The sequence below is a fragment of the Pseudomonas sp. GM55 genome (assembly GCF_000282395.1).
Lineage (GTDB): Bacteria > Pseudomonadota > Gammaproteobacteria > Pseudomonadales > Pseudomonadaceae > Aquipseudomonas > Aquipseudomonas fluorescens_CC.
The window spans coordinates 132,939-140,837 of record NZ_AKJJ01000001.1 but is presented as its reverse complement, the minus strand read 5'-3'; the positions used below and the strand labels follow the sequence as shown (position 1 = coordinate 140,837).

Genomic DNA, 7,899 nt, shown 5'->3' with positions numbered 1-7,899 from the left:
GGCGGAAAGTGTTTCTGGATGAGGGCGACTTTGGCTTGCAGCGCACTCACCCCCTCCGATGTGGCTTGCGCATCCCTGATGACCCGCTGCATGACGATGATTCCTGAAAAAGTGCAGGCATCCATCGGGATGCGTGCGGGATGAAAAGTTACTCTTCGTAGCCGAGGCTGAATTGCAGCTGATTGACCTTCTTCTGCAATGTTTTCAGCTCTTGCTGCTTGGCCGCCAGTGCTGCGGGTGTTGATTTGGTCACTGGCGCCGCTTGCGAAGCCTTGAGCTGCTTCTCGAGGTCGGCAATCTGCTTCTGCACCTGGGCTTCATTGCCACGCCGGGCCTTGAGCGAGGTCAGCAGTTGTGCCAGCGATTGATTCAGTGCCGCCTGGGATTTCTGCTGGCTGGCCAGATCGGCCTTGGTGCTGAGCTGCTGGGCCTGAATGTTCTCGTACACCTGACGGAACATTGCGTTTTGCTTTCGGGACTCGCTCAGGGCCAGTTCCTTCTGCTTGACCTGGTCGCTGTAACCACCGGAGTAGTCGCAGTTCATCTTGGTCAGCATGCTGCTGTCGCGATTGGTTGCATCGCATTCGCCGGACTGGGTCGCGCAACCGCTCAGGGCCAGGACGGCAGTGATGACCAACAGTTGTCTTGGTGTCATGTGCTTAACCCAGGGTGATTGCGGAGCGTTGGCTGTACAGAGCGTCGACTTCCTTTTGCAGGCTGACGACTTTCTGGTTCATTCTCTGAATGTTCATCTCCACTTGCCTGATCTCGGCGCTGGAGCCTTGTGAGCGCTCGGCATCTGCCACTTTGCGGTACTCGTTGACTTTGGTACGCATGTTGGCAAGGTCTTTACGCAGGCGCGCGATGTCCGAATCGATCCCGGCGATTTGCGCCTGAGCCCTGTTCCTGTCGACTCTCTTGTTGGCGATGTCCTTTTTGATCTGGGCAATTTGTGCATGGTCATCATTGATCACTTGCTGAGCGGTCGCGGTACGGGCGATCACGTTCTGCGTGTCTTGCTGGACGTCGCTGTTCATCTTCGCCAAGCGGGTGCTGGTGTCGGCGTATTCGGCGCGACGTTGATCCAGGTAATAGTTCGCGCCCATGGCCACGCCACACGCGGTAATACCGGCAGCGATGACGCACACGGTTTTGTTGTTGCTGTTGGACAGTGCGCAAGCGAGGATGCCGACACCGGCGCCGACGGCACAGGCCTGGTATCCGGACTTGCTGAAGAACTCTGCGTCATTGCCCTGGGTCAGGCGCGGGTCGGCACCGTCGCCTTCGCCTTCGCCCAGCATGGAGCTGCCGGTGTTGGCGCAACCGGTCATTAGCAGGCTGCTGGCGACTACGAAAGCGATCTGTAGCTTGAAGCGAGTCCAAAGGCTGCGCGACATGGTGAAACTCCTGGGTAACGGTGTTGACGCGTTGTTATTGAGTGACGGTTTTGCAGCTGGTCAGCCAGGCTTCAGTGTCGATTTTCTGCTTTTGCAGGAACGCCTTCTGATTGGCCCAGTGGGTGCGCAAGTAAGGTTTGAGGTCTTGCAGCTGTTTGTTGCGGGTGATGATTTCTTCCATCACCGGGACTTGCGTTTCAAGCAGTGGCTGGCCGTACAAGGTCGCCGATTCCACCAGGCTGCTGGCGTAGTAACGGCTGAGTTTGTGCAGGCGATCCTTTTGCTCCTCGAGCTTGCCTTTACGCATGTCGCAACTGGCATCTTTGTCTGCGCTTTCGCAGTTGAGCTTGTAGTTCTTTTGCAGGAAGTCCACGTACTGGCCGTCGTCGAGCATCTTGGTGCACAGGAACGCACCCAGGTTAAGGCTGGCGCGGATCGCCTGATCGCGGGTTTCTTCCTGCTGCTGGTTGCTGGCGCGCAGCTGGTTCTCCAGGGCCTGGAGCTTTTCCTTGAGCGCTTTGTCTTCGACGCCTGAGGCGAGGTTGTTCAGGGATTGCACGGTGCCTTTGTCGGCGGATTCGGTTTCCTTGCTGCCGGTGCCGAGTTTCTTCCAGCTGCTTTCGATGCTGGCGACCCGTTCGCGAGAGGTGAGGGTCGGGGAGACCAGCACCAGTCGCAGGCCGGTGGTCTTGTTTTTCACCTGGCCTTCGGCGTTGTAATACGGCTCTTCCTTACGCAATGCCGTACGCAGGTCGGCCTGTGCGGTCAGGTAGTTGCCGCCGCGGACGACGTAGCCGCCGGCCTGACCGTGCTGGCGGTCGAGTTTGTTCAGGCGAAACGGCTCGAACATCATTTCGTCGACGTTACCGAGCATGTCATGCAGGCCCAGCGGGTTGGGCTTTTGCAGACCGGTCAATTGCACTTTGCCGTTGGACGATTGCGCCCCGGCGAACCACTCGTAGGCGTTGATGCCTTCTGGCATCGGGTAGTGCGTGTCGCGGAATTCTGCGGCACCAACCTCCAGCCCGCCGCGCGCGGCGAACTCCCATTCGACTTCGGTTGGCAGGCGCAGAAAGCCTTGCGCGCCGTCTTCCTTGGGCAGCTTGCCGGCGGCGTTTTTGCGCAGCCACAGGTTGTACTTGTCGGCGGCTTCGACGGCTTGCACCCAGCTCACCGCGGTTTGCGGCAAGCGCATCCTGGTGGCGGCGGTGGGGCAGGTTGCTTCGGTCAGCGCGGCGTATTGCAGTTGACTCATCTCGTACTTGGCCATCAGGTAGTAGCGGGACTTGTCGTTCTTGGCCCCGGTAAAACTGCCGGCGATAAAGGTCGGACGGGTCTGCTCGACATAGCCGTATTCCGCGCCGTCCTGACCGATGTTGATCGGGTAGTCATCCAAGGGACCTGCGACCGGAATGAACACCTTGCGAAACGCCATCGAGCCTTCGCAGGGCATCGGCAGCACGACGTCGCCAGCCTCGGGCATCGGGTTGTAATACTTCTCTTCCCAGCCCGCCGCCGAGGCGTCGAGCAAGTAGCCGAGGCTCAGGGGCAACAGCAAGCCAAAACGTTTATAGCTCACGCAGACTCTCCGCAGGTTGGATGTTGATGGCTCGCAGGGCGCCGATCATGGCCACCAATGCAGCGACCAAAAAGGTCAGGAGCAGGGCGGCCAGGCCATGCCAAACAGTGATGTGGCAAACGAAGGTGCCGGTGGCCTGGCTGCTGCCGAGCAGGTAGTCGAACAAATGACTGCCTACGGCATAAAACCCCAGCCCGCCAACGTAGCCGGCCAAGCTCAGCGCCAGCGCTTGCAGGACCACGAAACCGCCGACGGACCTGCGTTTGAAACCCAACAGACGCAGGACCGCCAGGCTTTTGCGTTTACGGTCGATGTTGGCCAGGAACGCGCCGACCATGGACGCCACGCAGCCGATCAGCGCCGCCATGGCGATCACACCGAAGATCAACCCCAGCACATGGTTGATGGCTTTGACGTTGTCGATGTCGGCCAGTCGGCTCGACGTTTCGATGTGTTGTTCGTTGAGCCAGTGTTCCAGCGGCGCGACCTGATCGATGTCGCGCGCATAGACGCGGGCGCGGGCATACAGCGGTTGTAGATTATCCTGAGGCTTGCCGGTGACAACGCCGAAGCCACTGACCTGATAACCATCGCGAAAGCGCTCCAGATCCAGCAGCAGCGGTGGGGCGACAAACCCGGCAGCGCGACCGAAGCGGGCACCGTCGAGCACCGCCAGTACCGTCAGCGTCATTTCACCGCGTTCATTGACACCTTCCAGACGACGCAACGCCCGCAACTGCACGCTGTCGCCGGCCTTGGCCTGCAAGCGCTGCGCTGCGCTGGCGCTGAGGATCACTTGATTGCCGACGGGGTTGAGTGGCGCCAGGTTCAGTTGTGGGTCGCCCGACTCGGTGGCGATGATTTCCGCACCTTCGACAAACCGTTGCATGCCGATCAGCAGGTCAGCCTGGGTATTGAGCGAGCGGGTCTGGCCGAGGGCAAAACCGGTCTCGGGGCGCTGGCGCAAACGCTCGATCCAGGCCGTGTCGTAGTTGCCGTTGCTGAGCATCTTCACTTCAAGGTTGCGCGGGTCGCGCAGCAGTTCGTCCTGCAGCTGGCTGACTACCCCGTGCTTGAGCCCGAACAGCAACAACAACGGCGCGATCACCGCCACCAGGGAGGCGGCGATGCACAGCGAGACCTTGCGGTCGTGCCAGAGGTCTTGCAGCGCCAGTGAGCCCAGCAGGCGCAAGCGATCAGTCCATCGGTTCAAACAGAGTCTCTCCCTGATGGCTGATAGCGCCGAGTCGCGGCAAGCCAAAATCTTTCAGCAAGGCCCAGTCATGGGACACAACGAGCGCACTCAGGCCCATGCTCGACACCAGGCTCAGGAGTAACTCGAACAAACGCCGGGCACTGTGAGGGTCGAGCGCGGCGGTCGGCTCGTCGGCCAACAGCAGCAGCGGTTCATGGGCAATTGCCCGAACGCAGGCAACGCGCTGGCGTTCGCCAATCGACAAGGCCTGAGGTTGTTTATCCAGCAACCCTTGTAGGCGCAACACGTCAACGGCGTGGTCGATGTGATCGCTCTTTGCCGGCATCCCGAGCAAACGGCGCGGCAGGCTGATGTTGTCGCGCACGCTCAGGAACGGCAGCAAGCCACCGCTCTGCAAAATGAATCCCAAGTGCCGTGAACGCACCGCTGCAAGAGCTGGCTGGTCGTCAGTGGCCAGCAGTTGGGCGATATCCTGGGCGTGCGCCGGACCCAGCCGAAAGCGCTCGAGTTCCACCGGCGCGAGCAACAGGCCGATGGCTTCGAGTAACGTGCTTTTGCCGCTGCCGCTCTCACCGGTAATGGCGAGGATTTCCCCGGCGCGGACCTGCAAGTGCGGCAGTCGCACATGATGAGCCTGTGCGCCTTCACCACGGCGCACCAGCAGGTTCTTGATATCGAGCATCGGCGTCTCGTTAAGGCATCATTTCCAGCGGTACGGGGTAGACGTTATCCCGCGCATCGCTGTCTTTGGCTAAAGCTACCCAACGGTCGACATCGGCGTTGTAACGCTGGTAATGCCGCAGTTTGGTGTTCAGCGTGCGGATGAATTTTTCCTGTGCCAGGCCATCCCAGCTCTTCCAGGTCTCTTCATCCAGGTTCAACACTTCACTCTGATAGGGCAGGTCTTCGAGGTATTCACCGAGGACGCCCATGTCCGCCAGTTTGGCATTGCTGTTCTGTTTGAGCTGATTGGGATCGGCGCCCATGGTCGCCGCCACCGAGCGCAGGCGATTGAACATGTCCGTCGGCGAAATCAGGCCTTCGTTGGCGGCATCGAGAATCTGCTTCATCACGTCGCTCAAGTCGCTGAGCTGTGACTTGGTCAGCAGCACCCGCACGTCGGTGGTCGGGATGTTCTGCTTGATCAGGTCGCGGTCGGTGATCCATGCCTTGAACACTGGTGGGGCTTTGCTGTTGGTCTTCTCGCCGAGATAGGCCAGTTGCATGGCGTGGCCGATCAGCGCAGCGTCTTCGAGCATTTTTTTATCGGCCGGGTCCTGCTTGGCGTTCGCCGCGCTGCCGATGGCGTCTTCGCCCATGTAGGCGGCTTTGACTTGTGTAGTGATCGCTGCGGCCAGTGCGTCGACCTTGCGCCCGAATTCCTGCACATCGCCAGCGTTCACCGGGTAGTACAGCGAAGTATTGGTGCCCGGGTAGGTCGACAGGTCCTTGTATTGCGCCTCGGCCTTCGCGTGGTCCTTGGCTCCGGCCGGGGTTTTCAGGTGCAGGGTGTAAATCGCCACGCCCGGGTTGGCGGCTTCGATACGCACCTGCGCAGCGCTCAAGCCGGTCTTCGACAGCTTGTCGTCGCCTTCGATGGCGCCTGCATCGGTGATCAGCACCACGTAGCGTGCGCCGAACTGGTTCCAGTCGACCTTGTCGATGCTCTCCATGACGCCGGCAAACGAGTCTTCATCGAAGCTGCTGCTCGACACGGTGGCCTGTTTGAGGTCTGCAATCTTGGCGAAAAAGTCGGCGCTGTCTTTCACCTTGGTAGGGTCGGCGTACATCTTGGTGGTGTATTCCAGCCCTGGCACCGCCTGGGTGTTGGAGCGGAAAGCCACCAGGCCGAACTTGACCTGTTTGCCGAGATTCTGCGCTTCGATCTTCTGGTAAACCTTGCGGATCGCCTCGCGGGTGCGGTCGATGTAGGGGTCCATCGAGATCGTCGAGTCGATGACAAATACCACGGCCGCACTGAATTCCTTCAGCTGGTTGGCCTTTTTCTCTTCGGCTTCCTTGCTGCCGGCAGCGCCACCTGCAGCGCCGCCTTTGGCGTTCTTGTCATCCGGCTTGCTGACGGAAGCGACGTTGAGCAGGCGCGTGCGGAAACCGCTTTCGGTCATGACTTCTTCGCCACTGAGCACCGGCAACAGGTAGAACTGCTTTTGCAGGTCGACGAAGTATTCAGGTTCTTCAGCCAGTACGCCCGGTGCTTGCTGGCCCTTTTTCAGCGTGGCCCGCAGCGGCGCGACTTTGCTGACCGGGTCCGGTGCATCAAGAATGCCTTCGACGGTGGCGCGGTCCTTGAAGAACAGCAACCGGTCGCGGTTAGCCGGGTTGGTGAAGGCCAGCGTCAGCTGCATCTTCCAGTCGGTGGTGCAGCTGGCAGGCAGCCAGCCAATGGTTTTGCCGTAGCTGTCGGGGCCGACTTTCAGCCACTCGGTGTTGTTTGCCTGGGCGCGCTCGTACACATAAAAGCGGCTGAAGACCGGTTGTGCTTCGCCTGCCGCACCGCCCGCCGTCGGGCTGATTTTGCAGCCCGGCGTGGTCAGCACGCGTTGGAACAGGGTCTTTTTACCGGCCTGGATCAGCGGTTTGTCATCGGCCTGGGACAGCGGGCTGATGCACAGCGCCAGTAATGCGGCGCTGCTCAGCAGGAATCGACTCATGGGCGAACGCATCACTTCTGCAACTCCTCGAAACGCTGCTTGGCTTCGGCGTTGTTCGGGTCCTGGGTGAGGATGGTTTCATACCAGTAGGCGGCAGTGGCGTTGTCCGCGGCCGGGAAGCACTCGCTGGCCTTCAGGTATTTAGGGTCGTATTCGCGGGCATAGGCGTTGGCGATCAGCGCGTCACCGGCCTGGGCACGGTTGGCGTACAGGCGCTGGGCGACGCCGCAGTGTTTGCCGGCCTTGGCCTGGTTGATGATCTCCAGCAACCTGGCACTGTCGGGTGCCGCTTTGATGCAGGTCTGGACGAAGGTCAACTCGGGCAGGCTGTTCATGCTGTCGAGGGTGCAGGCTTGAGCGTCGGCGCCGGCGGGTGCGGCGGCAGTGGCTGCAACCGCAGGGGCCGGGGTGCGTTTGTAGAACCAGAATCCGGCGCCCGCCGCCAGCAGCAACACCACAATCAACAGACCGATCAGGCCTTTGTTGCTTTTCTTCACCGGTGCGGGAGGCGGCGTAAAGGCGGGCTCGGTGAGTACCGATTCCAATTCCACTTCTGGCTCGATGGTGGACAGGGTCAATTCAGGCAGCTCCGGGATCTCCAGGATCTCCGGTGCAGGTACGCTTGGCGCCGTCAGTTCGGCACCGCCGTAAGTCGAGCGCGTCTGGCCGCCGGCCGTGGACGGTAGCAAGCCGACGCCTGGCCGAACCACACCTTTGTCGGCGTGGCCTTGGCTCTGTTCGCGCAGTTCGATCTGGAATTGCGAGTTGGCGACGCCTTCCAGCAGCGGGTCGACCACGTCCGGGCCGACCTGCGTTTCCATAGCTTCGCCGTTGGCCGTGAGGTTGAAGCGCGAGACCTTGAACCAGAATGGATTGTTGCTCCAGGCCTTGTGGTCCTGAAGGTAAAAACCGTCCTGGTTGCGCTGAATGGAAAACTCCAGCTGTTGCTCGCCACCCTGCCATTTCTTCACAGTGAGGCGGGCCTGGCCAGGCACATTGGGCTCTAACGCGAGCAGGTCGACACGAATTGGCATT

Annotated in this window: 7 protein-coding genes; all 7 read right to left on the bottom strand. The window is 60.6% G+C overall.

Annotation, left to right across the window (positions count from 1 at the left end; genetic code table 11):
- Window positions 1–148: 148 nt before the first annotated feature.
- The 7 genes from PMI31_RS00650 to PMI31_RS00620 are packed head-to-tail and all read right to left on the bottom strand — an operon-like array spanning window position 149 to window position 7,898.
- On the bottom strand, window positions 149–655 hold the full coding sequence (locus PMI31_RS00650; protein WP_008015538.1) for a hypothetical protein: 507 nt from the start codon (window positions 653–655) through the stop codon (window positions 149–151).
- A gap of 4 nt (window positions 656–659) precedes the next feature.
- Window positions 660–1,397, bottom strand: a complete 738-nt coding sequence (locus PMI31_RS00645; protein ID WP_008015537.1) for a hypothetical protein — start codon at window positions 1,395–1,397, stop codon at window positions 660–662.
- Window positions 1,398–1,431: 34 nt separating this feature from the next.
- Window positions 1,432–2,976 carry an SUMF1/EgtB/PvdO family nonheme iron enzyme gene (locus PMI31_RS00640; protein WP_008015536.1) on the bottom strand — a complete coding sequence of 515 codons (1,545 nt, stop codon included), beginning with the start codon at window positions 2,974–2,976 and terminating at the stop codon, window positions 1,432–1,434.
- A complete protein-coding gene (locus PMI31_RS00635) occupies window positions 2,966–4,189 on the bottom strand; it encodes an ABC transporter permease (protein ID WP_008015535.1) in 1,224 nt (407 codons plus the stop codon). The genes PMI31_RS00640 and PMI31_RS00635 overlap by 11 nt, the downstream gene beginning before the upstream one ends.
- The gene (locus tag PMI31_RS00630) at window positions 4,173–4,874 is read right to left on the bottom strand and encodes an ABC transporter ATP-binding protein (RefSeq protein ID WP_008015534.1); all 702 of its coding nucleotides are present in this window, start codon (window positions 4,872–4,874) and stop codon (window positions 4,173–4,175) included. Before PMI31_RS00630 ends, PMI31_RS00635 begins: the two co-directional genes overlap by 17 nt.
- A 10-nt stretch (window positions 4,875–4,884) precedes the next feature.
- Window positions 4,885–6,864 carry a vWA domain-containing protein gene (locus PMI31_RS00625; RefSeq protein WP_043302078.1) on the bottom strand — a complete coding sequence of 660 codons (1,980 nt, stop codon included), beginning with the start codon at window positions 6,862–6,864 and terminating at the stop codon, window positions 4,885–4,887.
- Between the two features lie 11 nt (window positions 6,865–6,875).
- Window positions 6,876–7,898, bottom strand: coding sequence for a hypothetical protein (locus PMI31_RS00620; protein ID WP_008015532.1), 1,023 nt, complete (start codon window positions 7,896–7,898; stop codon window positions 6,876–6,878).
- Window position 7,899: the final 1 nt, after the last annotated feature.

What these genes read in the sequence shown, in the direction of transcription:
- PMI31_RS00650 (WP_008015538.1), bottom strand. Translation starts at nt 655, where the DNA reads ATGACACCAAGACAACTGTTGGTCATCACTGCCGTCCTGGCCCTGAGC.
- PMI31_RS00645 (WP_008015537.1), bottom strand. Translation starts at nt 1,397, where the DNA reads ATGTCGCGCAGCCTTTGGACTCGCTTCAAGCTACAGATCGCTTTCGTA.
- PMI31_RS00630 (WP_008015534.1), bottom strand. Translation starts at nt 4,874, where the DNA reads ATGCTCGATATCAAGAACCTGCTGGTGCGCCGTGGTGAAGGCGCACAG.
- PMI31_RS00625 (WP_043302078.1), bottom strand. Translation starts at nt 6,864, where the DNA reads ATGAGTCGATTCCTGCTGAGCAGCGCCGCATTACTGGCGCTGTGCATC.
- PMI31_RS00620 (WP_008015532.1), bottom strand. Translation starts at nt 7,898, where the DNA reads ATGCCAATTCGTGTCGACCTGCTCGCGTTAGAGCCCAATGTGCCTGGC.